Consider the following 25,157-nt stretch of genomic DNA (forward strand, 5'->3'; position numbering starts at 1 on the left):
TGCGATGGGGGAACAGCCCCCTCCTACAACATCATATTCGCCACTAACCGCTTGTGCCCGCTGTCATCCTCCTCGGTGTAAACCCCCTGCAACTCCGGTGAAAAGCCCGGCAGCAGATTGATACCCGCTTCCAGCGCGAGGAAATAGCGCTGCACTGCCCCGCCCCAGGTTTCGCCTGGCACCACGCACAGCACACCCGGCGGATACGGCAGCGCCCCCTCGGCGGCAATGCGCCCTTCGGCGCTGGCGATCGGCACCAGCTCAACGTCACCGCGAATATACGCCTGATGCGCATCCTGCGGATTGACCTCGACTTTCGGGAAACACGCCTGACGGAACATGTCGCGCTGCAGATCCTTAACGTCGTAGCTGACGTACAAATCGTGCATCTCCTGGCACAGGCGACGCAGCGTGTAGCCCTGATAGCGCTCGACGTGCCTGCGATACACGCTCGGCAGCACTTCGGCCAGCAGCGCATCTTCCCGCACGTGCTGTTCAAATTGCTCCAGCATCGCCACCAGATGCGCCATTTTTTCCGGCGTTTCCGCTGGGGTCAGCAGGAACAGGATTGAGTTGAGATCGCACTTCTCCGGTACGATACCGTTCTCGCGCAGATAGTTGGCGAGAATGGTGGCCGGAATGCCAAAGCGGGTGTATTCGCCGCTGGTGGCATCGATGCCTGGCGTGGTGAGCAGCAGCTTGCACGGATCCACCAGATACTGTCCGGCATCGTAACCGGCAAAACCGTGCCACTTCGCGCCCGGTTCGAAGCTGAAATACGCCGGATCGGCGGCGATGGTGGCGGTTTCTGCCGCCTGCCATGGCTTGCCGTGCACCTGCTCCGGCAGGAAGGGCTGAATCAGGCTGCAGCGCTCGAGGATTGCTTTGCGTGCCTCAATGCCCAGCGTGACGCAGTCGTGCCACATGCTGCGCCCCGCTTCGCCCTGATGCATTCTGGCGTTGATATCCAGCGCAGCGAACAGCGGATAGAACGGGCTGGTTGAGGCGTGCAGCATAAACGCGTTGTTCAGCCGCTTGTGTGGGCAGAAACGTTTCTGGCCGCGAATATGGTTATCTTTCTTGTGAATCTGCGAAGTCTGCGAGAAGCCCGCCAGCTGCTTATGCACCGACTGGGTGACAAAAATCCCCGGATCGTTCTCATTGAGCTCCAGCGTCAGCGGCGAGCAGCCGGCCATCAGCGGAATAAACTGCTCATAACCCAGCCATGCCGAATCAAACAGAATGTAGTCACACAGATGCCCGATGCGATCCACCACCTGGCGCGCGTTGTATACCGTGCCATCGTAGGTACCAAGCTGGATGATCGCCAGCCGGAACGGACGCGGCTGATCCGCGCGCTGTGGCGCGACCTGGCGCACCTGCTCGCGCAGATACGTCTCGTCGAAACAGTGCGCATCAATGCCGCCAATGAAGCCAAACGGGTTACGCGCCGCTTCCAGATAAACCGGCGTGGCGCCTGCCTGGATCAGCGCACCGTGGTGGTTAGATTTATGGTTATTGCGGTCAAACAACACCAGATCGCCGCGCGTCAGCAGCGCATTGGTCACCACTTTGTTGGCGCTGGAGGTGCCGTTCAGCACGAAGTAGGTTTTATCGGCGTTGAACACGCGCGCGGCATATTTCTGCGCATCCTTGGCCGAGCCTTCGTGGATCAGTAAATCGCCCAGCTTGACGTCCGCGTTACACATATCGGAGCGAAAGACGTTCTCGCCGTAGAACTCATAAAACTGGCGTCCGGCCGGATGGCGGCGGAAAAACGCCCCGCCCTGATGGCCCGGACAGGCAAAGGTGCTGTTCTGCATATCGACATAGCGCGTCAGGATGTCGAAAAACGGCGGCAGCAGTTCCGCCTCGTACGCCTGCGCCGCCTGCTCCAGCGCCTGCCACTCTTCCGCTGCGCCGTTGATCTCTCCGGTCACGCCCGGCAGCGTCAGCACCGCGTCATCAAAGGCGTTCGCGACAAACACCGGCAGATTGAAGCCAGTCTGGCGCAGCAGCGTCAGCACGCCGCTGCGTGTATCGGCCAGCGAGACCACTACCGCGGCCACGTCGGTGAAATCGGTATTATCCAGCGTCACCACGTCGCGCGCGGTGTTGAGACTCAGGCTTGGCGCTACCGCTACGCTGGCAGCAATTTTCAATGGGTTCATAACACAAATCCCCGTAATGAAGGATGAGTGGGTGCCAGTGGCACAGCAATGAGGAAATTTCCCCGGCGAATAACGTCCGGCGGCCGCAACCGATAGACATCAGTAAAGCCAGATCGCGTCTGTCTTTACTCATATCCAACAGCGAACGGGGCGTAGCCTCACCGCATAGTGAGCGGGAAATGCGAACAACAGATGACAGAGGCGCGCTTGTCATGAAGCGCACGGCGACAAGTGCAGATGTGCATTGTACCGGACATGGCGGCGTCCTCAGCGATGAAGATGGGGAATAAATTCGGGCGACATGATGGCATCTTTTTTTCCCGCGAACAACCAATCAGGGCGGAATTTTGATGCAGAACGCCAATGCGCTACTTCATTGATTTACATGAATAATAGTTAACGCGTCTATTTTTAACTGCCTGAATAGTCGAAGATTACGCAAAGTTATGCAGAATGTAACACCGGTGCGATAGCGACCGCCTGCCGCGCCCATCCGCCTGGCACTCCCTGCGGCAGAAGCGTACTATGGAGCGCACTTCTCCCAACCAGCCGGAGGCTGCATGTTCAAGGCACTGGTCATTGAAAATGATGAACAGGGATACCGCACATCCCTGCAGGATCTGTCAGAGCAACAATTGCCCGATCAGGATGTTACCCTCGAAGTAAGCTACTCCACCCTCAACTACAAAGACGCGCTGGCCATCTGCAATAAAGGGCCGATTGTGCGCCAGTTTCCCATGGTGCCGGGCATCGATTTTGTTGGCCGGGTGATCCACAGCCGTCATCCGGAGTGGCAGCAGGACGATGTTGCGCTGCTCACCGGCTGGGGCGTGGGTGAAAAACACTGGGGCGGGCTGGCGCAGAAAGCCAGCGTCTCCGGCGACTGGCTGGTCAAGGTCCCGGCGGCGCTCAGCCCGCTGCAAACCATGGCGATTGGTACCGCCGGCTTTACCGCAATGCTGTGCGTGCTGGCGCTGGAAAAACAGGGCATCACACCGCAGCACGGTCCGGTACTGGTTACCGGTGCCAGCGGCGGTGTGGGCAGCTTCAGCGTGAGCCTGCTGGCGCGTCTCGGCTATGAGGTGGTGGCATCCAGCGGCCGCGCCAGCGACAGCGCCTACCTGCTCGATACGCTCGGCGCCTCCGCGATTATCGACCGTAACGAACTGAGCGCGCCCGGCAAACCGCTGGCGAAAGAGCGCTGGGCCGCCGCGATCGATAGCGTCGGCAGCCACACGCTGGCCAATGTGTTAGCCGGGATCCAGCGCGACGGCGTGGTCGCCGCCTGCGGCATGGCGCAGGGCCTCGATCTGCCCACCAGCGTTGCGCCGTTTATTCTGCGCGGCGTTACGCTGGCCGGCGTAGACAGCGTGATGTGCGCCAAACCGCTGCGTCAGCAGGCGTGGCAGCGTCTGGCGGAGCTGGTTGACGGCGCGCTGCTGGAGCAGATGACCAAAGTGATTCCACTGAGTGAGGCGCGCGCAGGCGCAGAACAGCTGCTGGCGGGCCAGGTGCGTGGTCGGCTGATTGTCGATTGCCGCCAGGCGCCCTGACCCGGTGCAGGGTGCTGTTATGGCCGCAACTGTATCTGCGGCCGATCCTGCGCTGGCGGCGTAACCACCTGCAGGTCGGCCTGATACCAGCGCGTCAGGATCGGTTCGGTCATCACCGCGTGCGGTGCGCCCTGCGCCACCAGCTGGCCGTGGTGTAACAATAACACCCGATCCGACCACAGTGAGGCCAGATTCAAATCGTGCAGCACCGCGCAGACGCTAAAACGGCCATTGCGCGTCAGCCGGTGCAGCAGGCGCAGAGAGGACTGCTGCCAGTAGAGATCGAGCGCGGAGGTGGGTTCATCCAGCAACAGCCAGCCGCGCGGGCCGTCGTCATGCCACAGCTGCGCCAGCACCCGGGCCAGCTGCACGCGCTGCTGTTCCCCGCCCGACAGCGAGCGATAGTCGCGCTGCGCCAGCGGCGCGCTGCCGGTTAACTGCATCACCTCCTGCACCACCGCCTGGCAGTTACCGGTCGGCCAGGGTGCGCGCCCCATCGCCACCACGTCGGCAGCCGGCAGCGGAAAGGTGACGCTGTTTTGCTGGCGCATCACTGCGCGGCGCTGCGCCAGCGGTTCGCGTGGCCAGGCCGCCAGTGGACGATCGCCCAGCCAGCATTCGCCGGCGTCCGCGTGCAGAAAGCCGGTCAGCAGCCGCAGCAGCGTCGACTTACCGGCACCGTTAGGACCGATCAGGGCAACCATTTCGCCCGGCGGCAGCGTCAGGGAAACATTATCGATTAAGGTACGCGTTCCCCGGCAAAACCGCAGTCCGCGCGCCTGCAACTGCTCACTCATTCAGCCCCCTTTGCTGGCGCAGAATCAGCCACAGGAACCACGGCCCCCCCAGCAGACTGGTTAGCAGCCCGACCGGCATTTCGGCCGGAATCACCACGGTGCGCGCCAGCGTATCCGCCAGCAACAGCAGAATCGCTCCCGCCAGCGCCGCGCCCGGCAGCAGCCAGCGGTGGTCACTGCCGAGACAAAAACGCATCACGTGCGGCACCACCAGCCCGACAAAACCGATAATGCCGCTGACCGCCACCGCCGTGCCCACCAGCAGCGCACTCAGCACCAGCAGCTGGCGCTGCGTGCGTTTAACATCGACGCCCATATAGTGCGCGTCCTCTTCGCCCAGCTGCAGCAGATTGAGGCGACGCGCGCGCGTCTGTACCAGCAGCAGCGCCGGAACGATCAGCAGCGCACACACCAGCAGGCTCGGCCACTGGGCACCCGTCAGGCTGCCCATGCCCCACAGCGACAGCTGACGCAGCTGCTGGTCGTTGCTCAGCCACGACAGCACGCCAACCGCCGCGCCGCATAGCGCATTAATCGCAATGCCCACCAGCAGCAGGCGCGCCAGCTGGCTCTGCGCCAGCCGGCTAAAGCTGAAGATCAGCAGCGTCACTACCAGGCTGCCGGCAAACGCTGCCAGCGAGGGCAGCCACAGCGCCAGCAGCGGCGGCAGGCTGACCGGCAACACCACTGAGAGCGCCACCGCCAGCCCGGCACCGCTGCTGATACCCAGCAGTCCGGGATCGGCCAGCGGATTACGAAACAGCCCCTGCATCACCGCACCGGACACCGCCAGCGCCATGCCAGTCAGCACCGCCAGCAATACGCGCGGCAGGCGAATTGTAAGCCAGATTTGCCAGGCCAGATCGCTGAGCGGCGCCTGCCACAGCGTGCGCAGCGACAGCGGCATCGCGCCGAGGTTGGCCGCCAGCAGCATGCACACCAGCATGCTGATACTCATTAACATCAGCCAGCGCATCATCAGGCGGTTAATCATGCTGCGCGGCTTCCGCCGCATGGCGCAGGCGCAAAATCGCGCCCGGCGTATCGAGGCCGAAACTCAGCAGCGCCATCTCGTCAATCACCAGCAGCGCGTGATGCTGGCCGGCCGGCGTGAGCTTCAGGCCCGGCAGCGCCCACACCGCCTGTTCGCCACCCAGCGTGCGCAGCCCCTCTTCGCCGACCACCACCAAATCCGGTGCTGCCGCCACGACGCCCTCCTGCGACAGCTGCTGATAGTGCGGCACCGCGCCCATGGCATTGACCAGGCCGGCAGCGCGAATTGCGCCGTCAGCGCCGGTCTGCGCACCAGCCGCCTGGGTACGTAATCCACCGTGCGCCATGATAAACAGCACTTTCACCGGCAGCGGCTGCTGCGGTAGCTGCGCACGCTGTTTGTTGACCTTGTCGATCAATGCGCGGGCCGCCTGTTCACGCTGCAGCGCGTTGCCAATGGTGGCGATTTTGTCCGTGATGGCATCGAGGCGGTTATCCCCACTGACCTCCACCACCGTTACCCCGGCGTCCGCCACCTGCTGCAACACCAGCGACGGTTTAGCCAGCGCGCTGGCCAGTACCAGCGTCGGTTTCAGTGCCAGAATGCCTTCCGCGTTGAGCTGGCGCATATAGCCGATATCCGGCAGCCTGGTGGCCGCCGCCGGATGCTGGCTGGTGCTGTCGCGCGCCACCAGCTGCGCCTGCGCATCCAGCGCGTAGACGATCTGCGTTACATCGCCCCCGATAGTAATGATGCGCTGCGCCGCCCACGCCGGCAGCGTCAGCAGAGCAAGCAGTGTCAGGATCAGCGCTTTCATGCGGCGGCTCCTGTCGGCGTCAGCGCCATCACCTGCTCGCGCCAGCGTGCCTGTTCCGGCGTGCCCTCGCTGCGCTGGCCGTACAGCTGGGCAATCTGCGTGCCATCGGCAGCGAACAGCTCCAGACTGGTGACGAAGCCATCGCCGCCCGGCTTGCGCGTCACCCAGCTCTCGTGAATGCGATCCGCCATCAGATGCAGCGTGAACGTGGGGTTAAAAACGTTAATCCAGTTATCCAGCGGCACCACTTTCCCGATAGTGCCGGTAAAGATCTGGGTACAGCCGCGATTGCCGACGAAAATCATGATTTCATTGCCATCCTGCTGTACCTGGGCTAGCAGCGTTGCCAGCGCGGTGTTGCTCACCTGACGCGCTAAATCATCCGGCACCGCGCGAAACGCCTGCGGCCGCGAGAGATGGTGACGCTTCAGCAGGCCAAAGAACTGATGCACATCGGTCATGGCACGCCACTCCGCTTCGACAGTGCCGGCATCCACCCTCTCGCTGAACGGCGTGGCGCTGACCGGCTGCGGCTGCAGCTGAGGCGCGTGCGCCAGGCGGAAGCGCTCAATCAACGCTTGCCACGCCGGCATCTCCGTTTGCGCGGTGGTGTAAATTTTCAGCACCGCATCAGCGTGACGATCGAAAATCTGTATGCTCTGCCGTTCGCCGTGCGCGGTCTGCTCGTGCAGGAAGAAAGCACTGTGCCACTGCGCGGGAAACAGACGCTGGTCGAGCGCACGCGGATTAAGCACCAGCCCGCCATGTTCGCCGAGATGCAGATTGCTGTAGGTTCCCACCTGTTCGTGCACCGCCCAGGCATTGCGCGTAATACTTTTGGTCTCACCCACTGCCGACAGCGCCGTCAGCAGCGCCGGAAAATCGGCGCGCAGCGGCTGCGCGTCGTGGCCCACGCGCGCTTCGCACAGCTGTGCTTCCCCTATGCCCATCAGCGCGGCTAAATCACGCGCGTACATTTTTGGATGCTGGCCTTTCAGCGCCAGATAGTGTTGATAGCGTTGATGCATTGCGCTTGCTCCCGTGAAAATGCCCTGCGCCACCGCAGGGCGAAAAGTGATTAGAAGTCGACGTTCACGCCCAGTTGCCAGGTGCGTCCCGGCATCACGGCCAGATTGATGTCGTTGCGCTCCTGCGCGCTGGCGCTGGTCAGCGTGCGGCTGCTGAGGTAATCCCAGTATTTACGATCGGTAATGTTGTAGACACCGCCGCTCAGCCTGACGTTTTTCGTCAGCTGCCAGTACGCGGTGGCATCGATCAGGCCGTAGCCCGGCACGCGCATGTATTCGCTGCTGGCGTCGCTGATGGCCGCCCCGCTGTTGCTGTAGCTCTCACGGTTGGTGGCGCTGGCCTGTTTGCCTTTGACGAAGGTGGCGGTGAGCGCCGCGCCGTAACCGCGCGCTTTGTCGTCCCACGCGACGCCGACAATCGCTTTTAGCGGCGCGACACTGTCGAGATCGATGTATTTGTCGCCCAGATAGCGGGATTTCGCTTTACCCTCGCTGTAGCCGAGCGCAAACGTGCTGCTCAGGCCATCCACGGTCGGGAACCAGCTGCCGTAGTTGACGCGGGTGCTAATCTCCGCCCCATAAATGTAGGCTTTGTCGCGGTTCTCAGCCTGATAGCTGGTGTAGATGTTGGCCGGAACATTGACGAACATCGCCGGGTTGGTGGCGCGGCGATAGCGGGTGTAGGCAATAAAGTTTTTGTAGGTGTTGTAGAACACCGAGGTATTGAGGGTGATGCCGTCGGTCGGCTGTCCTTTCAGACCCCACTCAAAATTGTTGCTGGTCTCGGTTTTCAGATCGGCATTACCAATCAGCGCATACTGCGCGCTGCCGGCGTAGCTTGAACCAAGGTTCCACGAGCCGTACAGCTGGCTGGTGGTCGGGAACTCCACGCCGCGCTTATATTGCAGCCAGGTGGTGAGCGCCGGATTGATATCGTACTGGAAGGTCAGTGACGGCAGCACTTCGGTGTCTGAATTGGTCTTGCCGTACAGTTTTTCCACCTGCTCTGCGGTCAGCACCGTGCTGCCGTTGGTCAGATCGCCGAGGTTCTTCGGTTTGGTGCTTTGATGAATAACGCGCACGCCGGGAATCACCGCGAAATTGTGGCTATCGAGATCGAAATTGATTTTATCCTGCAGATAACCGGCCACGGTCCAGGAACGGCTGTCTGACTGCGGCTGGGTGATGGTGCCGAAGGTGCCTGGGTTCGGCTCCTGGCGGAACGGACGCTCGCTGTTCTCCACGCGCGCGTTGACGCCGCCGCTCAGCTCGTGGCGGCCGAGGGTTTTGCTGGCGCGCGTGTCAAACCCTAAGGTATCGACGTTGTAGTCAGAGTAGACGAAGCCGTACTGACTGGCGCTGGTCGGTAACCAGGTGGTGTCGTGCGCCTGGGTTTGCTGCCAGTAAATTCGCGTGGTCAGCGTATCGATCATCTCGTTGTACGGCGTCCACTCATCGGCAAGGTTAATGCCCCAGCGGCGCGAATCGCTCTGCTGTTGCGCAGTACCCCAAATAGTGTTGCCGCTGCTGCTGTCCCAGGTATCGTAGTGGGTGTGATTGGTTTTGTGGTAGTAGTCGAAGGTGGCGCTCAGCTTGTGCTGATCGTTTGGCTGCCAGATGCCCGACGTCATAAAGGCATCCGAGTGCCAGTTGGCCGGGTAGGCGTCTTTTACGCCGCTGTTGTTGCGCGTCTGCTGGCCGTCGCGGCGGCTGTAGACAAACAGGCCGCGCAGTTCATCATCCCCTGCCGCCGCGGTGATGCCGTTGTGCCAGCTGCGGTCTGCCGAACTGTAGTCGCTCTGATAACCGAAATAGTGGGTTTTATCGCTGCTGAGGTAGTCGTCCGGCGACTTGTTATGAAACGATACGTTACCGCCGATTGCGGTGTTAGGTTGTTCCACCGATGTAGCGCCCTTCTCAATTTCGACGCTGCCAAACATATACGGGTCGATGTAGTCGCGACCGATACCGAAGGTATTGTTACCGGCGCGACTGACGTACGGACGACCAGTGGCGTCCGGTACCGGAATGCCATCAATATCCAGACCGACACGGTTACTTTCCAGCCCGCGAATGTTGTAGCCGGTATAGCCTGCACGGTCAAAGCCGCTTTTACCGGCTGACGAACCGCCCGCCGCGCCAGTGGCGCTGACCAGCGGCTCATAACGCATGATCGAACCGAAGTCATTGGCGCCGCGTTTTTGCAGATCGCTGGCGGTGAGCGTGGTTTTGCTGCCAGCCTGCTGCTTTGGTGCGGTAACGGTCATTACCGGTTCATTGCTGCTGTTGTTCTCTGCGGAACGCGCCAGCGTACTGCTGTCGCTGGCGGCATAGCTGCAGGCTGCGTGAATGGCTGAAGCAAGAACAGCGACTTTACACAGACGCTGCTGAACAGTTCCCTGAAGGTTGAAAGACATGCGCGAAATACCTGGTTAATTGTTAGTATTCGCTCACTTGTTTGCTGCCAGAAAAACACGGCTTTATGCTAAAAACCGTGAAACAGCGCGTCACGCTGGCCAGATAATGTTATCGATCCCGGCACCTGTGGCACAGTGTCATGCGCGCTTGAGTGCACAGCTGCCGTATATAACTGGCCGCGGTGCCGCAGGGATGCCTGTGGGATTTATAGAGAGTAAAATGATGGCGAAAACAATTTAATGCAATTGCTAATCATTATCAATATCATTTACATCAAGATGTATCTTTGTGCGCACAATTTGTTAACCCATGATTAATCAGGCACTAACAGGAGGGATAAGATGGCAGATAAACCGGCAGTAACCATTCACTACTGTACCCAATGTAACTGGCTGCTGCGTTCGGCGTGGATGGCGCAGGAGCTGCTGCATACCTTTGCCGGCGATCTCAGCGCGGTCACGCTCCAGCCCGGCAGCGGCGGCGTGTTCGAGATCAGCATTGATGGTCAGGTAATTTGGGAACGCAAACAGGAAGGCGGCTTTCCCGATGCGGCAGCACTGAAGCAGCGGGTGCGCGATGTCTGCTGGCCGGATCGCGAACTGGGGCACGTGGACAAGAAGAAACCGTGACGCGCTTAGCTGTTGGCGATCTTCTCTGCCGCGTCGTGCAGCGCCGCCACGACAATCTCCACCGTGGCCGGTGAAATCTGCTCCTGCGACAGCCGGTGATTGAGCGTATAGCGAAGCGTATGGATCGCCTGCTCTACCTGCGGAATGCTGCGGTTGTTGACCAGGATCGCCAGCGAAGTGAGCCGCCCGATAATCACCGCCACGTTTTCGCCATTTTCTGCCAGCAGCACGCGGCCCGCATCGTTGAGCGCGTAGGCTTTGCGCGTGGCCTGGGCATCCACCACGCGAATGGCGTCCATCTCTTCCAGCAGCGTCAGGTTGGGATAAATAATGCCGGGGCTGGGGGAATATTCGCCTTTCGACAACTCTTCCACCGATTTGATCAGCTCATAACCGTGCGCCGCGCCGCTGGCCAGAAAGTGCAGCATCAGCAGGCGAATATCACTGGCATCCAGCATCCTTTCGCGCCGCTTTCTGCGTGCGCCGGCACAGCTGGCACGCTGTGCCGCATCGGCGTGCTCTGGAACATCCCGCTGCTGTTTCATCGCCTTCCCGGGGTCAGTTGAGGGAGGTTGATAGTAGTCTGGTGCCTGGTAAAATTCAACACAGGCGGCAGCGGGTGGGCGCCGGTTATTTCTGATGCCAGTAAGCGACGGCGCGCACCAGCTCGCTGTGCGCCGCACGTTGCTGAGTAAAGTAATCGCTCAGCTGTTTCACCGCCGCGCCTTCGCCGGTCAGCCAGATAAAGTAGTCATCAGCAGGCAGCATAATCGGGTCAAGCAGCGGCGTCAGCGCCTCAGCCTGCATGTTGCCGCTGCCGAGCCAGCTCACCGTGACGTCCGGCAGGTCGCCAAGATACGCGCGGCCGACTGGCTCATCAACACAGGCCAGCAGATGAATCTGCTGTGCCTGCATTTCCTGATAGCGGCGCTTAAATGCCGGCAGACCGGTCTCATCACAGACATAAATCTGACAGACATAATCCACCGGCACGACGCATGAGCCGCGCGGGCCGCCCATCGCAATGCGATCGCCCGGCTGAGCGGCACTCGCCCAGCTGCTGGCGACGCCGCCGTCGTGGATGTAAAAATCCAGCGTCAGCGAATCGCTGCCGTTAAAGGCCAGCGGCGTATAGTCGCGCGCCGCCGGACGCACGCCGTCAGGCCAGACGATGCCTTCGTCGGTCATGTGTGGCAGCGCCAGCGCACCGCCCGGCGTATCCGGGAAAAACACTTTGATGTGGTCGTCAAAAGAGGGCGAGTGAAAACCCGCCAGATCGCTGCCGCTAAAGACGATGCGCCAGAAGGCATCGGCCACCCGCGTTTTGCTGGCGACGGTGATGTGACGGAAGCGTAATTCATTGCGCACGCGTTGTGGAGCGCGATAGTGAGTCGGGTTTGGCAACGTTTCTCTCCCTGCAGCGACGGTCCCGCGCTACTGCGCTGCCGCACACCGCTGATGGTGCATGTTATCGAAAATCATTCTCATTAAACGCCTTGCAAGATACCTATGATATATTTTCGACGCAATGCCGAAAAATGCTATTGGCGAAAACGGAGCCGGTTTTTGTAAGGTGAGGAAGCGTTTTTTTGGCGGGGATTTTCACGGCTTGAGGTCGCCATAAATGGCGACCCTACAGCGTGTCAGCGTATTTTTGAAAGGTAACGGCTGTCGGGGATGTGAATGACGAAAAACAATCCCGTTGAATATCTGCCTGGCAGAACTGCGCATAAAAAAAGCGGAGAGTTGCCTCTCCGCTTGTTTCTGTCTGCGCACCCGATTAGCGGGTCAGATCGTCAAAGAACTTCTTTACGCCGTCGAAGAAGCTTTTCGAACGCGGGCTGTTTTTCTCGCCGGTGGGTCCGCCGAAGCTCTCTTCCAGCTCGCGCAGCAGCGCTTTTTGCTTGTCGTTGAGGCTGACCGGGGTTTCCACCACCACGCGACACAGCAGATCGCCGACCGCACCGCCGCGCACCGACTTCACGCCTTTGCCGCGCATGCGGAACAGTTTGCCGGTCTGGGTTTCTGCCGGCACTTTCAGCTTCACGCGACCGTCGAGCGTCGGCACTTCAATCTCGCCGCCCAGCGCTGCCATGGCAAAGTTGATCGGCACTTCGCAGTACAGGTTGTTATCTTCACGCTCGAAGATCGGGTGTTTCTTCACCGAAACCTGCACGTACAGATCGCCAGCCGGTGCGCCGTGTTCGCCCGCTTCACCTTCTCCGCTGAGGCGGATACGGTCGCCGGTATCGACGCCTGCCGGGATTTTCACCGACAGCGTTTTCTGGCGCTCAACGCGGCCATGGCCGTGACAGGCGTTGCACGGATCTTTAATCACCGAGCCGCGACCGTGACAGGTCGGACAGGCTTGCTGCACGGTAAAGAAGCCCTGACGCATCTGTACCTGGCCCGCACCGTGACAGGTCGGACAGGTCTGAGGCTGGGTGCCCGCTTTGGCACCGCTGCCGTGGCAGACATCACACTCTTCCAGCGTAGGAATGCGGATCTCTTTGGTCACGCCGCGTACCGCTTCTTCCAGCGTCAGTTCCATGTTGTAGCGTAAATCGGCGCCGCGTGAGGCGCGCTGACGGCGACCACCACCAAAGATATCGCCGAACACGTCGCCAAAGATATCGCTGAAGTCGGCACCGCCGCCACCAAAGCCGCCGCCGAAGCCGCCACCACCGCCCTGCTCAAACGCCGCATGACCGTACTGATCGTAAGCTGCACGCTTCTGCGCATCGGTGAGGATCTCGTAGGCTTCCTTGACCTCTTTGAATTTCGTCTCGGCCTCTTTATCGCCCGGATTACGGTCCGGGTGATACTTCATCGCCAGGCGCTTATAGGCCTTTTTGATTTCGCGCTCATCGGCGGATTTTGAGACGCCTAAGATCTCGTAAAAATCACTCTTAGCCATTTTTCTCTGCCCTTAACATGATCGCACGGGCGTGGAGAGATCTCCGACGCCCGTGCTGGTTTCAACGGCTGTCAGGCCAGCCGTCGCGCCCGGTCAGGGGCAATTATTTTTTATCTTTCACTTCTTCGAATTCAGCGTCGACAACGTCGTCATCTTTCTTCGCCGAAGCGTCGCCGGCATCCGCTGCGCCGGCCTGAGCCTGCTGCTGCGCCAGTTCCATCAGCTTGCTGGACACTTCCATCAGCGCCTGCATTTTGGCTTCGATTTCTGCTTTATCTTCGCCTTTCAGCGCGGTGTTCAGCTCGTTCAGGGCAGACTCGATCGGTGCTTTGTCTTCCGCTGACAGTTTGTCACCGGCTTCGTCCAGCTGCTTACGCGTGCTGTGCGCAATCTGGTCGCCCTGGTTACGCGTCTGCACCAGCTCTTCGAATTTACGGTCTGACTCGGCGTTAGCTTCCGCGTCACGAACCATTTTTTCGATCTCTTCCTCGTTCAGGCCAGAAGAAGCTTTGATGGTGATCTTCTGCTCTTTACCGCTGTTTTTGTCCTTCGCAGACACGTGCAGAATACCGTCAGCATCGATGTCGAAGGTCACTTCGATCTGTGGCATACCGCGCGGCGCAGGCTGAATACCGTCGAGGTTAAACTGGCCCAGCGATTTGTTATCCGCCGAACGCTTACGCTCACCCTGCAGCACGTGAATGGTCACGGCAGACTGGTTGTCTTCAGCAGTCGAGAACACCTGGCTGTGCTTGGTTGGGATCGTGGTGTTCTTGCTGATCAGCGACGTCATCACGCCACCCATGGTTTCGATACCCAGCGACAGCGGGGTCACGTCCAGCAGCAGAACGTCTTTTACTTCACCGGCCAGCACGCCGCCCTGTACCGCAGCACCCACAGCGACTGCTTCGTCCGGGTTCACGTCTTTACGTGGCTCTTTACCGAAGAACTCCGCCACTTTCGCCTGCACCATTGGCATACGCGTCTGACCACCAACCAGGATCACGTCGTTGATGTCAGAAACCGACAGGCCAGCGTCGTTCAGCGCCACTTTCAGCGGCTCAATTGAACGAGTAACCAGATCTTCCACCAGTGATTCCAGCTTCGCGCGGGTCACTTTAATGTTCAGGTGCTTAGGACCAGTCGCATCCGCCGTGATGTACGGCAGGTTAACGTCGGTCTGCTGCGCAGAAGAGAGCTCGATTTTCGCTTTCTCTGCCGCTTCTTTCAGGCGCTGCATCGCCAGCGGATCGTTGTGCAGATCGATGCCCTGATCTTTCTTGAATTCGGCAACCAGGTAGTTGATCAGACGGCTGTCGAAGTCTTCACCACCCAGGTGGGTATCACCGTTGGTCGCCAGTACTTCAAAGGTTTTCTCGCCGTCGACTTCGTCGATCTCAATGATAGAGATATCGAAGGTACCGCCACCCAGGTCATATACCGCGATGGTGCGGTTACCCTGACCTTTATCTAGGCCGTACGCCAGTGCCGCTGCGGTCGGTTCGTTGATGATACGTTTTACGTCCAGACCCGCGATACGGCCGGCGTCTTTGGTCGCCTGACGCTGCGCATCGTTGAAGTAAGCTGGAACGGTGATAACCGCTTCGGTTACCGGCTCACCGAGGAAATCTTCCGCGGTTTTCTTCATTTTTTTCAGCACTTCTGCAGAGATCTGCGGCGGTGCCATTTTCTGGCCTTTCACATCCAGCCATGCGTCACCGTTGTCAGAACCGATGATTTTGTACGGCATGATTTTGATATCACGCTGCACTTCTTCGTCCTGGAAACGACGACCGATCAGGCGCTTGATTGCAAACAGGGTGTTCTGCGGGTTGGTCACCGCCTGACGTTTAGCCGGTTGACCGACCAGAGTTTCGCCATCCCCGGTATATGCAATGATTGACGGTGTGGTGCGATCGCCTTCGGCGTTTTCAAGCACGCGTGCTTTGCCACCGTCCATAATCGCCACACATGAGTTGGTTGTACCCAGGTCAATACCAATAATCTTACCCATCTAAACGTCTCCCACTTAAATTCTTTGCCAAATTGGGTTGTGAAGCAGAGATGCGGTCACGCTGACCACTTTCAACTGCTGCGGCAGATTTTTTTGCTGCCTCACAATGCTTGATGACAACTAAATGGGGCCGCTTCGAAGCGCATCAAGGGTTAAAACTAAAAAAAATTTAGATTCTCTTACCGCGTGAGATCAAAGTGCGGTAAAAGCCACCTGATTATGATGCAGCGCCCCGCGCCCCACCGCTATTGGCGCGGGCGTTAAACCAATAAACAATAACGCTGCTGCTGAGGAATTATGGGCAACACCACGCTGGCGAATCCCGCCCCACTGGGCCTGATGGGTTTTGGTATGACCACCATCCTGCTCAACTTACACAACACCGGTCTGTTTGAAATGGATGTGATTATCCTGGCGATGGGCCTCTTTTACGGCGGCATCGCGCAAATCCTTGCCGGGCTGCTGGAGTATAAAAAAGGCAACACCTTCGGCCTGACCGCCTTTACCTCGTACGGCAGCTTCTGGCTGACGCTGGTGGCGATTCTGCTGCTGCCAAAAATGGGACTGGCCGCCGCCGCCGATGGCCATTTCCTCGGCGCTTATCTGGCGCTGTGGGGCCTCTTCACGCTGTTTCTGTTCTTTGGCACGCTGCGGGCTGCAAAAGTGCTGCAGTTTGTGTTTGCCAGCCTGACGCTGCTGTTTGCGCTGCTGGCTATCGGCCATCTGCTGGATCACGCGGCGCTGCTGCGCATCGCCGGCTGGGTGGGCATCGTCTGTGGTGCCAGCGCCTTTTATCTGGCGATGGGCGAAGTGCTGAACGAGAAGTTTGAGCGCAGCGTGTTGCCGATTGGCGAGTGATCAACTGCGCGCGGAGCCGTGCCGCTCCGCGCGCTGCCATTACGATGAATGCAGCGAGACATCCAGCTGCGCATTAGCCTGGCGGCTGTCATGCCATAACCACAGCGCCACCAGCATGCCGATCAGCGCCAGCGCCAGCACGTACCAGGCCGGCGCCATCGGCGTCAGCGACATCATTAGCGTCACACTGATCGGCGTCAGGCCGCCAAAGATGGCGTACGACACGTTGTAAGAGAAGGAAATGCCGGTGAAGCGCACCGCCGCCGGAAACGCCCGCACCATAACAAACGGCACCACGCCGACCACGCCCACGCTCAGTCCCGCCAGACCGTACCAGATGAACAGCATCTGCGGCGTGCCGCCAAGCTGCTGGAAAAAGCTCCAGCTGCACAGCGCCAGCAGCAGCGAACCAATCAGTAAGGTACGCGCCGCACCGTAGCGATCGACAATCCAGCCCGCCAGCACGCAGCCGATCAGCAGCATTACGGTCGCGAAACTGTTGGCCTGCAGACTGAGCGCCGCCGGCACGCCATGCTGCTTCTGCATCAGTGTCGGCGCCATCAGGATCACCACCACAATACAGGCTGATAATAGCCAGGTAAGCAGCATCGACACCGCAATGCCGCGCTTATGGCTGGCAAGAATGGTTTGTAGCGGCAGCTTTTCCGCCAGCGCTTTGCGCTGCTGCATCTGACGAAATACCGGGGTTTCATGCAGCCAGCGACGCAGATACATCGCTAGCAGGCCAAACAGGCCGCCGAGGAAGAAAGGAATGCGCCAGCCGTGATCGCGTATCGCCGCCGGCGAGAGCGAAGTATTCAGCACCGTCGCCACCAGCGACCCGAGCAGAATGCCGGCGGTTAAGCCTGCAGTCAGCGTGCCGCAGGCAAAACCGATACGCTTCTCCGGCACATGCTCCGCAACAAACACCCACGCGCCCGGCACCTCGCCGCCAATGGCCGCGCCCTGCAATACGCGCATCAGCAGCATCAGTAACGGTGCGGCAATGCCAATGCTGGCGTAGGTGGGCAGCGCGCCCATCGCCAGCGTCGGCAGCGCCATCAGCAGAATACTCAGGCTGAACATCTTCTTACGCCCAACTTTGTCGCCAAAGTGCGCCATGATGATGCCGCCCAGCGGACGCGCCAGATAACCGGCGGCGAAGATGGCAAACGTCTGCACCTGACGCAGCCATTCCGGGATGTCTGGCGGAAAGAACAGCTCGCCAATCACCGCAGCGAAGAAGACGAAGATGATAAAATCGTAGAATTCCAGCGCCCCGCCCAGGGCAGCCAGCGCCAGGGTTTTGTAGTCCTGGCGGTTGAGTCGACGCGTTGTCAGCGAATCCATAAGAGTGCGGTATCCAGAGGCCATGTCAGTATAGTTGTAAAGCTGCGGTTACTATACCGTCAATATTTTGCCACACCAGTCACTCTGCATTTTATGCCTGAAAACGGCAATTTTCAGACGTTTGTCTCACGCCGTGCGCTTTTCGGCCGAAAAGCTGCTACCACCTCCGGGTGGGTTTCGACGTAAGGCCCTTCCAGCAGCTGTAAACAATAGGGTACAGCCGCGAAAATCCCTGGCACTTTCACCGTACCGTCATCCGCTTTCAACCCTTCCAGCGTCTCTTTAATCGATTTCGGCTGTCCCGGCAGATTGAGGATCAGCGACTGCTTGCGGATCACGCCCACCTGGCGTGACAGAATCGCGGTCGGCACAAACTGCAGGCTGATCTGCCGCATCTGCTCGCCAAAGCCGGGCATCTCGCGGTCGGCTACCGCTAAGGTCGCATCCGGCGTGACGTCGCGCCGGGCCGGACCGGTACCGCCGGTGGTCAGCACCAGGTGGCAAAAACGTTCATCGACCAGCTCGCAAATCGCCTGCTCAATCATCGGCTGTTCATCCGGAACCAGGCGGGTTTCAATCTCAAACGGTGTCGCCAGCGCAGCGCTAAGCCAGCTTTCCAGCGCCGGAATGCCCTGATCCTGATAGATGCCGTTAGCGGCCCGATCGGACACGGAAATTAAGCCAATACGTAAAGTATCCATAGAGTTATCGCTGTGTTGACCGCGGGGCGGTGAGAAAAAGGGGAATGGCAGAAAGGATAATACAAAGCATCAGCGAGGGAAACGCGAAAACCGTGGCGACCGGCAGCCGCCACGGCATATCACCTTACAGCAGTTCGGCGATCATCTTCTCAAGTTTGCCCTGGTCGATGGCAAAGTTGCGGATACCTTCGGCCAGTTTGGTCACCGCCATTGGATCCTGGTTGTGCTGCCACAGGAATTCCGCTTCGGTCATTTTAGCCGGACGCGCTTTCACTTCGCCGCTGTAGCTCAGTTTACGCTCTACGCTGCCTTCGCTCTCGGCCAGCTCTTTCAGCAGGCCTGGGGAGATAGTCAGGCGGTCGCAACCGGCCAGCTCAATGATTTCGCCGACGTTACGGAAGCTGGCGCCCATCACCACGGTTTCATAGCCGTGCTGCTTGTAGTAGTTGTAGATCTCAGACACGGATACCACGCCTGGATCTTCATGCGCTGCGTACTCTTTCTTGTCGGTGTTCTGCTTGTACCAGTCGAGGATACGGCCAACAAATGGCGAAATCAGGAACACGCCCGCTTCGGCACAGGCACGCGCCTGGGCGAAGGAGAACAGCAGCGTCAGGTTACAGTTGATGCCTTCTTTCTCTAGCTGCTCCGCCGCGCGGATGCCCTGCCAGGTTGAGGCCAGTTTGATCAGGATACGATCGTTGCTGATGCCGGCATCGTTGTACAGCTTGATCAGGCTGCGTGCTTTCGCGATGCTCGCTTCGGTGTCGTAAGAGAGACGCGCGTCAACTTCAGTAGAGATACGTCCCGGGATCAGTTTGAGAATTTCCAGACCAATGTTGACGGCCAGCTTGTCAGAAACCAGCGCCAGCTGCTCTTCTTTGTTGCTGCTCTGCTGACGTGCCCAGCTAATGGCTTCGTCAATCAGTTTGCGGTATTCAGGGATTTGCGCAGCGTTGAGGATCAAAGAAGGGTTAGTGGTGGCATCCTGCGGTTGGTAGAGTTTCATTGCCGCGATATCACCGGTGTCGGCGACCACAGTAGTCAGCTGACGCAAGGAAGTAAGTTTGTCCGTCATGGTTCTCTTTTCTCTTAAGTTGACTGTCAGGGTGTAAAAGGCTGTTGCGATAATATCACGCAGGCTAAGCGGCGCAACATCGCCGCGTGCCCTTTACGATAGCGCTAACAAATGGGAGCGATTTGCCGATCCGTGCAGCTTTTTTGCTAAACTCGTCGCGACATTTTTCCCATCTATCCCCTGAAAACAGCGGGTCAACGAGGACAGACACAATGCTGATAGTTATCTCGCCAGCCAAGACACTGGATTATGAAAGCCCGCTGGCAACCTCACGGTTTACCCAACCGGCGCTGTTAGAAAAATCACAGCAGCTGATTGACGTGGCGCGCGATCTTTCTCCGGCGCAAATCGCTTCGCTGATGGGCATCAGCGACAAACTGGCGCACCTCAACGCCGACCGTTTCAGCCAGTGGCAGCCGCCCTTCTCACCCGATAATGCGCGGCAGGCAATTCTGGCCTTCAAAGGTGATGTTTATACCGGTTTGCAGGCAGAGACCTTCAGCGAAGCCGACTTTGATTTTGCCCAAAAACACCTGCGTATGCTTTCGGGCCTGTATGGCCTGCTGCGCCCGCTGGATTTGATGCAGCCGTACCGCTTAGAGATGGGCATCAAACTGGCGAATCCGGCCGGCAAAGATCTCTACAGCTTCTGGGGCGACCTGCTGACGCAAAAACTCAACGACGCGCTGGCGGAACAGGGCGATGACGTGCTGATCAACCTCGCCTCCGATGAGTATTTCAAAGCCATCAAGCCGAAGCAGCTGAATGCCGAGCTGGTTAAGCCGGTGTTCCTCGATGAGAAAAACGGTAAGTTCAAGGTGATCAGTTTCTACGCCAAGAAGGCGCGTGGCCTGATGAGCCGTTACGTGATTGAGAAGCGCCTGACGAAGCCGACGCAGCTGAAGAAGTTTGATGTTGACGGTTATTTCTTTGATGCGGCGGAGAGTAAGGGTAACGAGCTGGTATTTAAGCGCCGCGAGCAATAACGCCAGTTTCACCTGAATCGTAGCAGCGCAAATTAATGCGCGTCTGTTAAAAACCCGCGCGTTAAATCGCGCCGCCAGAAAAATGCATAACGGGCCGATGTGACCGGCCCGTTGGGTATTTACTTCAGCAAAAACGCCCGCAGCGCGGCGAAATCCGCCTTCATGGCATGCGACAGCAGCGGCAAATCGGCGCGCGCGGCCAGTGCTTCCGGCAGCGGCAGCGGCTGGCTGAGAATCTCTTCCACGCTCTCCTTAAACTTCGCCGGATGCGCGGTGCCGAGGAACAGGCCAAACTCCCCTTCCTGCAGCTGATCGCGCAGCAGACGATAGGCAATCGCCGCGTGCGGTTCTGACAGGTAACCCAGCTCTGCCAGCTCGCGCATGGTGGCTTTGGTGGTCTCATCCGACACCGCGCCGTAGGCCAGATCGGTCAGGCGCCAGGTTTTGCGGCGGAACAGCTCTTCCACACGCGGCCAGTTGTTAGGCTGGCTGACATCCATCGCGTTCGACAGCGTTGCTACGGTCGCGTTCGGCTGCCACTGACCGTCGGCAAGGAAGCGCGGCACGGTATCGTTGGCGTTGGTCGCGGCGATAAAACGCTTGATCGGCAGACCGAGCGATTTCGCCAGCAGGCCGGCCGTGAGATCGCCAAAGTTACCGCTTGGCACCGACACCACCAGCTGATTACGTTTTTCCTGCGGCAGCTGCGCCACCGCCTCGAAGTAATAGCAAATCTGTGCCAGCAGACGGCTGATATTGATGGAGTTAGCCGAATTCAGGCCGATGGCTTTCTTCAGCTCTTCGTCATCAAACGCCTGCTTAACCAGCGCCTGGCAGGCATCGAAGTCGCCATCGATCGCGATGGTTTCAATGTTGCCGCCCAGCGTACAGAACAGCTTCTCCTGCAGCGGACTGATTTTACCCTGCGGATACAGGATGACCACGCGCACGTTTTCCATGCCGTAGAACGCGTGCGCTACCGCTGCGCCGGTATCGCCGGAGGTCGCGGTCAGAATGGTGATCTGCTCATCCGCGCCAGACACGTACGACAGCATCTGCGCCATAAAGCGCCCGCCGAAATCTTTAAACGCCAGCGTCGGACCGTGGAACAGTTCGAGGCAGGCCACATCGTCGCTCACCTGGCTCACCGGTGCCGGGAAAGCAAAGGCGTTCTTCACGCGCTCGGCCAGCTGGTGCGCGGCAATTTCATCGCCGATGTAAGCAGAGAGAATCTTGCTGCTGCGGCTGACGAAATCCATCTCCAGCATCGCATCAATGTCGGTCAGCTCGAATTCCGGCAGTTCCAGCGGGAAAAACAGCCCCTGCTGCGAGCCGAGGCCCTGTTTCACGGCCTGCGCGAAGCTAACCTGCTCGTTATGATCCTTAAGGTTGTAGAGTTTCATGCGTTATCCCAGTTTACGTGCGCCAGCCGTATCAAGACGGCAGATATGGACGAAGCCTTCCTCATTCTGCAGATAGTGCTGGCTCAGCCAGTCTGCCATCCGCTGTGCCGTTGCCATCTCGTTGCAAACGGCGAAAAGTGTCGGGCCAGAGCCCGAAATACCGCAGGCCAGCGCGCCAATGTCGCTGGCCGCCTGCCGCGCCTCAGCAAAGCCCGGCAGCAGTTTGGTGCGATACGGCTCGGCGATCACATCCTGCATCAGTTTAGCCGCCAGCAGCGGCTGACGGGTGTGGCAGGCGTGAATAAAGCCGGCCAGCAGACGACCATGTTTGATGGCATCCTGCTTGCGATACTGCGCCGGCAGGATGGCGCGTGCTTCCGCCGTGGAGACTTTGATGCCCGGATAAGCCATTACCCACAGCCAGTCATCAAAGCACGGCACCTCCTGGCTGATGATCCCGTTCTCTTCAATCATCAGCTGTACGCCGCCGAGGAAGCACGGCGCGACGTTGTCATAGTGCACGCTGCCGGAGATGCGCCCTTCCAGCTCGCCCATCAGCGCCAGCAGCTCGGTGTCGTTAAGCGGCTGGCCGCAGAACTCATTCATCGCCATCAGGCCGGCCACCACCGAGCAGGCGCTGGAACCGAGGCCTGAACCAATCGGCATGTTTTTCTCCAGCGTCATCGCCACCGGAACGTCTTTACCAATCGCCTGGCAAAAGCGCTGCCAGCACTGGTAAACGATGTTGTCCTGCGGATCGGCGGGCAGTTTGCTGACAAAGCGCCCTTTATTCTGCAGGCTAAACTGCTCTGCCGCTTCGACCGACACGCAGTCGCCCAGCAGCGAGCCATCCACCGGCGAAACCGCCGCGCCCAGCACATCAAAGCCGACGCTGACGTTACCTATCGAGGCCGGTGCATAAATTTTTACCATCATTAAACTCCCAACTTCCACGTCAGCGTGCGCAGCAGATCGGCAAACACACCCGCCGCGGTGACATCATTCCCCGCGCCATATCCGCGCAGAACCAGCGGGATCGGCTGATAATAGCGGCTGTAAAACGCCAGTGCGTTTTCGCCGTTCTTCACTTTGTACAGCGGATCGTTGCCGTCCACCGCATCGATTTTAACTTTGCAGGCGCCGCCCTCTTCAATCGCGCCGACGAAGCGTAACACTTTACCCTCATCACGCGCTTTGGCAACGCGCGCGGCAAAGGCGTTGTCCAGCTCCGGCAGCCGCGCCATAAACTGATCGACATCGGCGATCTCCGTCAGGCTGGCGGGCAGCAGCGGTTCGATGTCGATGTCGCTCAGCTCCAGCTGATGACCCGCCTCACGCGCCAGAATCAGCAGTTTACGCGCCACGTCAGTACCGGACAGGTCGTCACGCGGATCCGGCTCGGTAAAGCCCAGCTCGCGCGCCATGCGGGTAGCTTCGGACAGCGTCACGCCCTCATCCAGCTTGCCAAAGATAAACGACAGCGAGCCCGACAGGATGCCGGAGAATTTGATCAGCTCATCGCCGGCGTTCAGCAGGTTCTGCAGGTTTTCAATCACCGGCAGACCGGCACCGACGTTGGTGTCGTAAAGGAACTTACGGCGCGATTTCGCCGCCGCCGCACGCATCTGCTGGTAGTAATTCCACGACGAGGTATTGGCCTTTTTATTCGGCGTGACCACGTGGAAACCTTCGGCGAGGAAGTCTGCGTACTGATCGGCCACCGCCTGGCTGGAGGTACAGTCGACGATCACCGGGTTGAGCAGATGGTACTCTTTCACCAGACGAATCAGCCGGCCGAGGTTAAACGGCTCTTTGGCTTCCGCCAGCGCCGCCTTCCAGTTGCTGAGGTCGATGCCGTGCACGTTGGTCAGCAGCGCATGCGAATTGGCGATGCCGCACACGCGCAGATCGATATGCTTGCCCTTCAGCCACGCCTGCTGACGGTGCAGTTGCTCAAGCAGCGCGCCGCCGACGCCGCCGACGCCCACCACAAACACTTCGATCACCTGATCGGTGGCGAACAGCATCTGATGCACCACGCGCACGCCGGTGGTGACGTCATCGTTGCTGACCACGACGGAGATGGAGCGCTCAGAGGAACCCTGCGCAATCGCCACGATATTGATGTTGGCGCGTGCCAGCGCCGAGAAGAATTTAGCGGAGATGCCGCGCAGCGTGCGCATGCCGTCGCCCACCACCGAAATCACCGCCAGCTGCTCCAGCACGTCGAGCGGATCGAGCAGGCCATCTTTCAGTTCGAGGTAGAATTCCTCTTCCAGTACGCGACGCGCGCGCGCCTGCTCGCTCTGCGGCACGCAGAAGCTGATGCTGTATTCGGAAGAGGATTGGGTAATCAGCACCACAGAAATGCCGGTGCGCGACATCGCGGCAAACACGCGCGCCGCCATGCCCACCATCCCTTTCATGCCCGGACCGGAGACGTTAAACATCGCCATGTTATTCAGATTGGTGATGCCTTTTACCGGATTTTCATCCACTTCGCCTTCGCCGCCAATCAAAGTGCCCGGCGCCTGAGGATTGGCGGTATTTTTGATTAAGCACGGAATCTGGAACTGGGCAATCGGCGCGATGGTGCGCGGGTGCAGCACTTTGGCGCCAAAGTAGGAGAGCTCCATCGCCTCCTGATAGGACATCGACTTCAGCAGACGCGCATCCGGCACCTGACGCGGATCGCAGGTGTAAACGCCATCAACATCGGTCCAGATTTCACAGCAGTCCGCGCGCAGACACGCCGCCAGCACGGCCGCCGAGTAGTCGGAGCCGTTGCGCCCCAGCACCACCAGCTCGCCCTTCTCATTGCCGGCGGTGAAGCCCGCCATCAGGATCATGTGATCGGTTGGGATCTGGCTGGCCGCGATACGCCGGGTGGATTCGGCAATATCCACGGTCGATTCAAGATAGTGGCCCACCGCCAGCAGTTTTTCGACCGGGTCGATCACCGTCACTTTGTGGCCGCGCGCCTGCAGCAGCGCTTCCATGATGGCAATCGACAGCTTCTCACCACGACAGATAATGGCGGCGTTCACGGCATCCGGGCACTGACCCAGCAGGCTGATGCCGTGCAGCACCTGTTTCAGCTGCGCAAACTCCAGCTCAACGCGGGTTTTCAGGCCATCGTAATCGAAACCAGGCTGAGCGTCGGCCAGCCCCTGCAGCAGTTCGGCAAAAATGCGTTCGGCATCGCTGATATTCGGCAGTGCATCCTGACCGCTGATGGTTTTCTCAATCATCGCTACCAGATGATTGGTAATTTTCGCTGGCGCAGAGAGCACGGTGGCAACCTGTCCCTGTTGCGCATTGCTTTCCAGAATATCTGCCACGCGGAGAAAACGTTCCGCATTAGCTACCGAGGTTCCGCCGAATTTCAGCACTCGCATGATTGAAGCTCTCCTGAATTTTTGCCGAAAAAAAAGCCCGCACTG

General features: G+C 59.3%; 20 protein-coding genes and 1 other annotated feature (1 of these 21 only partly in view). Of the genes, 4 read left to right on the plus strand and 16 right to left on the minus strand.

The window, feature by feature from the left end:
• Positions 1 to 23: 23 nt before the first annotated feature.
• Positions 24 to 2,171: an ornithine decarboxylase gene (locus F3J41_RS10315; protein ID WP_166710997.1), complete on the minus strand. Its 2,148-nt coding sequence runs from the start codon at positions 2,169 to 2,171 to the stop codon at positions 24 to 26.
• 560 nt (positions 2,172 to 2,731) lie between these two features.
• Between F3J41_RS10315 and F3J41_RS10320 the strand changes: the two genes are divergently transcribed.
• Positions 2,732 to 3,724, plus strand: coding sequence for an MDR family oxidoreductase (locus F3J41_RS10320; RefSeq protein WP_059011800.1), 993 nt, complete (start codon positions 2,732 to 2,734; stop codon positions 3,722 to 3,724).
• Between the two features lie 17 nt (positions 3,725 to 3,741).
• On the opposite strand, the gene F3J41_RS10325 is transcribed toward F3J41_RS10320, so the two are convergent.
• From F3J41_RS10325 to F3J41_RS10345, 5 genes are read right to left on the minus strand one after another with little or no spacing between them, the layout of a single operon-like run.
• Entirely contained in the window at positions 3,742 to 4,521 is a 780-nt protein-coding gene (locus tag F3J41_RS10325; RefSeq protein ID WP_166710999.1) for a heme ABC transporter ATP-binding protein, read from the minus strand.
• Complete coding sequence (locus F3J41_RS10330) at positions 4,514 to 5,515, minus strand: iron ABC transporter permease (protein WP_166711001.1); 1,002 nt, start codon at positions 5,513 to 5,515, stop codon at positions 4,514 to 4,516. The genes F3J41_RS10325 and F3J41_RS10330 overlap by 8 nt, the downstream gene beginning before the upstream one ends.
• Positions 5,508 to 6,332, minus strand: a complete 825-nt coding sequence (locus tag F3J41_RS10335; RefSeq protein WP_166711003.1) for a hemin ABC transporter substrate-binding protein — start codon at positions 6,330 to 6,332, stop codon at positions 5,508 to 5,510. Before F3J41_RS10335 ends, F3J41_RS10330 begins: the two co-directional genes overlap by 8 nt.
• On the minus strand, positions 6,329 to 7,360 hold the full coding sequence (locus F3J41_RS10340) for a hemin-degrading factor (protein ID WP_166711005.1): 1,032 nt from the start codon (positions 7,358 to 7,360) through the stop codon (positions 6,329 to 6,331). Before F3J41_RS10340 ends, F3J41_RS10335 begins: the two co-directional genes overlap by 4 nt.
• A 50-nt stretch (positions 7,361 to 7,410) precedes the next feature.
• Positions 7,411 to 9,777 carry a TonB-dependent receptor domain-containing protein gene (locus tag F3J41_RS10345; protein WP_166711007.1) on the minus strand — a complete coding sequence of 789 codons (2,367 nt, stop codon included), beginning with the start codon at positions 9,775 to 9,777 and terminating at the stop codon, positions 7,411 to 7,413.
• Positions 9,778 to 10,119: 342 nt separating this feature from the next.
• Here F3J41_RS10345 and F3J41_RS10350 point away from each other — a divergent pair, with 342 nt between their 5' ends.
• Positions 10,120 to 10,407 (plus strand): SelT/SelW/SelH family protein, encoded by a 288-nt coding sequence (locus F3J41_RS10350; RefSeq protein WP_021506610.1) that lies wholly within the window; start codon positions 10,120 to 10,122, stop codon positions 10,405 to 10,407.
• Positions 10,408 to 10,412: 5 nt separating this feature from the next.
• On the opposite strand, the gene F3J41_RS10355 is transcribed toward F3J41_RS10350, so the two are convergent.
• The 4 genes from F3J41_RS10355 to dnaK form a co-directional block, all read right to left on the minus strand.
• Positions 10,413 to 10,952: a PadR family transcriptional regulator gene (locus F3J41_RS10355; protein ID WP_166711009.1), complete on the minus strand. Its 540-nt coding sequence runs from the start codon at positions 10,950 to 10,952 to the stop codon at positions 10,413 to 10,415.
• A gap of 85 nt (positions 10,953 to 11,037) precedes the next feature.
• On the minus strand, positions 11,038 to 11,811 hold the full coding sequence (locus F3J41_RS10360) for a siderophore-interacting protein (RefSeq protein WP_166711011.1): 774 nt from the start codon (positions 11,809 to 11,811) through the stop codon (positions 11,038 to 11,040).
• A gap of 376 nt (positions 11,812 to 12,187) precedes the next feature.
• Entirely contained in the window at positions 12,188 to 13,324 is a 1,137-nt protein-coding gene (dnaJ, locus tag F3J41_RS10365; protein WP_021508663.1) for a molecular chaperone DnaJ, read from the minus strand.
• Between the two features lie 103 nt (positions 13,325 to 13,427).
• Positions 13,428 to 15,338, minus strand: coding sequence for a molecular chaperone DnaK (dnaK, locus tag F3J41_RS10370; RefSeq protein WP_021508662.1), 1,911 nt, complete (start codon positions 15,336 to 15,338; stop codon positions 13,428 to 13,430).
• Between the two features lie 297 nt (positions 15,339 to 15,635).
• On the opposite strand from dnaK, the gene satP reads away from it, so the two are divergent.
• Positions 15,636 to 16,196, plus strand: a complete 561-nt coding sequence (gene satP, locus F3J41_RS10375) for an acetate uptake transporter (RefSeq protein ID WP_058757128.1) — start codon at positions 15,636 to 15,638, stop codon at positions 16,194 to 16,196.
• A 39-nt stretch (positions 16,197 to 16,235) separates the two neighbouring features.
• Here satP and F3J41_RS10380 read toward each other — a convergent pair whose 3' ends face one another.
• The 3 genes from F3J41_RS10380 to tal all read right to left on the minus strand — a co-directional run bounded on the left by F3J41_RS10380 (position 16,236) and on the right by tal (position 19,325).
• Positions 16,236 to 17,546 carry an MFS transporter gene (locus F3J41_RS10380; RefSeq protein ID WP_058757129.1) on the minus strand — a complete coding sequence of 437 codons (1,311 nt, stop codon included), beginning with the start codon at positions 17,544 to 17,546 and terminating at the stop codon, positions 16,236 to 16,238.
• Positions 17,547 to 17,659: 113 nt separating this feature from the next.
• Positions 17,660 to 18,247 (minus strand): molybdopterin adenylyltransferase, encoded by a 588-nt coding sequence (mog, locus tag F3J41_RS10385; RefSeq protein WP_058771520.1) that lies wholly within the window; start codon positions 18,245 to 18,247, stop codon positions 17,660 to 17,662.
• A gap of 124 nt (positions 18,248 to 18,371) precedes the next feature.
• Positions 18,372 to 19,325 carry a transaldolase gene (gene tal, locus F3J41_RS10390; protein WP_058757131.1) on the minus strand — a complete coding sequence of 318 codons (954 nt, stop codon included), beginning with the start codon at positions 19,323 to 19,325 and terminating at the stop codon, positions 18,372 to 18,374.
• A gap of 212 nt (positions 19,326 to 19,537) precedes the next feature.
• On the opposite strand from tal, the gene yaaA reads away from it, so the two are divergent.
• On the plus strand, positions 19,538 to 20,311 hold the full coding sequence (gene yaaA / locus F3J41_RS10395) for a peroxide stress protein YaaA (RefSeq protein ID WP_166711013.1): 774 nt from the start codon (positions 19,538 to 19,540) through the stop codon (positions 20,309 to 20,311).
• A gap of 119 nt (positions 20,312 to 20,430) precedes the next feature.
• Here yaaA and thrC read toward each other — a convergent pair whose 3' ends face one another.
• The 3 genes from thrC to thrA are packed head-to-tail and all read right to left on the minus strand — an operon-like array spanning position 20,431 to position 25,112.
• Positions 20,431 to 21,714: a threonine synthase gene (thrC, locus tag F3J41_RS10400; protein WP_166711015.1), complete on the minus strand. Its 1,284-nt coding sequence runs from the start codon at positions 21,712 to 21,714 to the stop codon at positions 20,431 to 20,433.
• Between the two features lie 3 nt (positions 21,715 to 21,717).
• The gene (gene thrB, locus F3J41_RS10405) at positions 21,718 to 22,647 is read right to left on the minus strand and encodes a homoserine kinase (protein WP_058776234.1); all 930 of its coding nucleotides are present in this window, start codon (positions 22,645 to 22,647) and stop codon (positions 21,718 to 21,720) included.
• 2 nt (positions 22,648 to 22,649) lie between these two features.
• Positions 22,650 to 25,112, minus strand: coding sequence for a bifunctional aspartate kinase/homoserine dehydrogenase I (gene thrA, locus F3J41_RS10410; RefSeq protein ID WP_058781607.1), 2,463 nt, complete (start codon positions 25,110 to 25,112; stop codon positions 22,650 to 22,652).
• A gap of 26 nt (positions 25,113 to 25,138) precedes the next feature.
• Positions 25,139 to 25,157, minus strand: a sequence feature (Thr leader region) (it continues 105 nt past the right edge of the window).

The organism is Pantoea sp. Ap-870 (assembly GCF_011752515.1).
GTDB classification, from domain to species: domain Bacteria; phylum Pseudomonadota; class Gammaproteobacteria; order Enterobacterales; family Enterobacteriaceae; genus Pantoea; species Pantoea dispersa.

Bases quoted from the DNA above. Each gene is read 5' to 3' on its own strand.
- F3J41_RS10315 (WP_166710997.1), bottom strand. From the start codon at position 2,171: ATGAACCCATTGAAAATTGCTGCCAGCGTAGCGGTAGCGCCAAGCCTG.
- F3J41_RS10320 (WP_059011800.1), top strand. From the start codon at position 2,732: ATGTTCAAGGCACTGGTCATTGAAAATGATGAACAGGGATACCGCACA.
- F3J41_RS10325 (WP_166710999.1), bottom strand. From the start codon at position 4,521: ATGAGTGAGCAGTTGCAGGCGCGCGGACTGCGGTTTTGCCGGGGAACG.
- F3J41_RS10330 (WP_166711001.1), bottom strand. From the start codon at position 5,515: ATGATTAACCGCCTGATGATGCGCTGGCTGATGTTAATGAGTATCAGC.
- F3J41_RS10335 (WP_166711003.1), bottom strand. From the start codon at position 6,332: ATGAAAGCGCTGATCCTGACACTGCTTGCTCTGCTGACGCTGCCGGCG.
- F3J41_RS10340 (WP_166711005.1), bottom strand. From the start codon at position 7,360: ATGCATCAACGCTATCAACACTATCTGGCGCTGAAAGGCCAGCATCCA.
- F3J41_RS10345 (WP_166711007.1), bottom strand. From the start codon at position 9,777: ATGTCTTTCAACCTTCAGGGAACTGTTCAGCAGCGTCTGTGTAAAGTC.
- F3J41_RS10350 (WP_021506610.1), top strand. From the start codon at position 10,120: ATGGCAGATAAACCGGCAGTAACCATTCACTACTGTACCCAATGTAAC.
- F3J41_RS10355 (WP_166711009.1), bottom strand. From the start codon at position 10,952: ATGAAACAGCAGCGGGATGTTCCAGAGCACGCCGATGCGGCACAGCGT.
- dnaJ (WP_021508663.1), bottom strand. From the start codon at position 13,324: ATGGCTAAGAGTGATTTTTACGAGATCTTAGGCGTCTCAAAATCCGCC.
- dnaK (WP_021508662.1), bottom strand. From the start codon at position 15,338: ATGGGTAAGATTATTGGTATTGACCTGGGTACAACCAACTCATGTGTG.
- satP (WP_058757128.1), top strand. From the start codon at position 15,636: ATGGGCAACACCACGCTGGCGAATCCCGCCCCACTGGGCCTGATGGGT.
- F3J41_RS10380 (WP_058757129.1), bottom strand. From the start codon at position 17,546: ATGGATTCGCTGACAACGCGTCGACTCAACCGCCAGGACTACAAAACC.
- mog (WP_058771520.1), bottom strand. From the start codon at position 18,247: ATGGATACTTTACGTATTGGCTTAATTTCCGTGTCCGATCGGGCCGCT.
- tal (WP_058757131.1), bottom strand. From the start codon at position 19,325: ATGACGGACAAACTTACTTCCTTGCGTCAGCTGACTACTGTGGTCGCC.
- yaaA (WP_166711013.1), top strand. From the start codon at position 19,538: ATGCTGATAGTTATCTCGCCAGCCAAGACACTGGATTATGAAAGCCCG.
- thrC (WP_166711015.1), bottom strand. From the start codon at position 21,714: ATGAAACTCTACAACCTTAAGGATCATAACGAGCAGGTTAGCTTCGCG.
- thrB (WP_058776234.1), bottom strand. From the start codon at position 22,647: ATGGTAAAAATTTATGCACCGGCCTCGATAGGTAACGTCAGCGTCGGC.
- thrA (WP_058781607.1), bottom strand. From the start codon at position 25,112: ATGCGAGTGCTGAAATTCGGCGGAACCTCGGTAGCTAATGCGGAACGT.